At 71.4% G+C, this 1,793-nt stretch carries 1 protein-coding gene and 1 pseudogene; both read right to left on the reverse strand.

Annotated elements, in window-relative coordinates; genetic code table 11:
• Positions 1 to 97: 97 nt before the first annotated feature.
• Positions 98 to 316 (reverse strand): annotated as a pseudogene (locus tag ACWDCZ_RS40995) (SCO5389 family protein); the annotation flags it as partial.
• A 141-nt stretch (positions 317 to 457) separates the two neighbouring features.
• On the reverse strand, positions 458 to 1,793 hold a 1,336-nt coding region (locus tag ACWDCZ_RS41000; protein ID WP_449818673.1), incomplete at its 5' end, for an MFS transporter.

Genomic DNA, 1,793 nt, shown 5'->3' on the forward strand with positions numbered 1-1,793 from the left:
ACGCCCTCGTCGTCGTAGCCGATGGTGGACAGGCCGTGCTCGGCGGTGCGGTCGCCGGTGACGTGCATCAGCTCGGAGCCGTACTTCAGCGAGCCTAGCTGGCGAGGGCGCGCAGCAGCTGGGCGCGCTGCTCGTCGCTGGGCGTGGTGTTGTCGGTGCTGAACTCCGCTTCACCGGCCGCGAGTTCGGTGCTGAGCCCGGCGACGACCTGGTAGGCGTACGGGAGCGAGGCGCGCACGGTGTCGAGGAACTCGGCCTCGTCGACGCTGCCCTGCTGGGCCTGGGCGAGGAGGGCGGGGGAGACGTCGAGCGACATGGGTGTCCTCTTTCGGGGGGTGCGTCGGGGTTTCGGGAACGGGTCGGGCTTCGACCCGTGGCGGGCAGGGGTCACCCGCAAACGGTTATCGAAGATGAAAACCATTACGGGGAAGACTCTCCCGGTCACCCTGACGCCCTGTCAAGCACCTCCCCCCGAAGGGCTGACGGCGGGCGGCATCGGCACCCGGCTGACCTTGATGACGAACACCGCGATCGCCACCGCCAGCGCGGCGAACACCAGGCCCAGCTGGAAGGCGGTGGCGATCCCGTGCACCAGCACCTGCGAGGAGTAGGGCTCCGGGAGCCGGCCGGTGGCCCGGAACTGGGCGGCCTGTTGCGGGGTGGCCTGCCGGAGGAAGGCCCCGGCCTGCTGCCGGGCCTCGGCGCGGCTGGCCGTGCCGTACACCGTGACCAGGATCGACAGGCCGAGCGAGCCGCCGACCTGCTGGGTGGTGTTGAGCATGCCGGTGGCGGCGCCGGTCTCGTGCGGGGCGACGTGGGAGACGACGGTGAGGGTGGCGGGGACGAAGATCGAGCCCATGCCGAAGCCGAACATCATGGTCGGTCCGAGGATGCCGCCGACGTAGCTGCTGTCGATGTCGATCTGCGTCGCCCAGGCGACCCCGCCCAGCACCAGGAGCGAGCCGGCGACGAGGAAGGGCTTGGGGCCGAAGCGCAGCTGGTTGCGGGCGGCGAACTGGGCGGCGCCGACGATGGCCACGCTGATCGGCAGGAACGCGAAGCCGGCCCGCAGCGGGCTGAAACCGAGGATCTCCTGGACGAACAGGGTGATGAAGAAGAAGATGCTGAACATCGTCGCGGCCACGCAGAGCAGCAGTCCGTACGCGCCCGAGCGGTTGCGGTCCCGTAGGAGGCGCAGGGGCATGATCGGCTGGCGTGCGCGCCGCTCGTTCGCCACGAACACCGCGACCAGGACCACGGCGAGGCCGAAGGCGGTGAGCGTCACCGGGTCCGTCCAGCCGTGGTCGGAGGCGCGGATGAAGCCGTAGACCAGGGAGACCATGCCCGCGGTGGCGGTGAGGGCGCCGGGCAGGTCGAAGCGGCCGGGGTGGCGCTCGGACTCGTTGATGTAGAGCGGCGCCAGTAGCGCGATCGCGATGCCGATCGGCACATTGACGAAGAGCACCCAGCGCCAGGACAGCCAGGAGGTGAGCATGCCGCCGAGCAGCAGGCCGATCGCGCCACCGGCCCCGGCGACGGCGGAGTAGACCCCGAAGGCCCGGTTGCGTTCCTGGCCCTCCTTGAAGTTGGTGGCGATCAGCGCCAGCGCCGTGGGCGAGGCGATGGCCCCGCCCACGCCCTGCAGGGCCCGCGCCGCCAGCAGCCAGGCGGAGGACTGCGCGACGCCGCCGAGCAGCGAGGCCAGGCTGAACACCAGCACGCCGACGACGAACACCCGCCGCCGCCCGAGGATGTCGCCCGCCCGTCCGCCGAGCAGCAGCAGCCCGCCGAAG

It is taken from the genome of Kitasatospora sp. NPDC001225, from assembly GCF_053597855.1.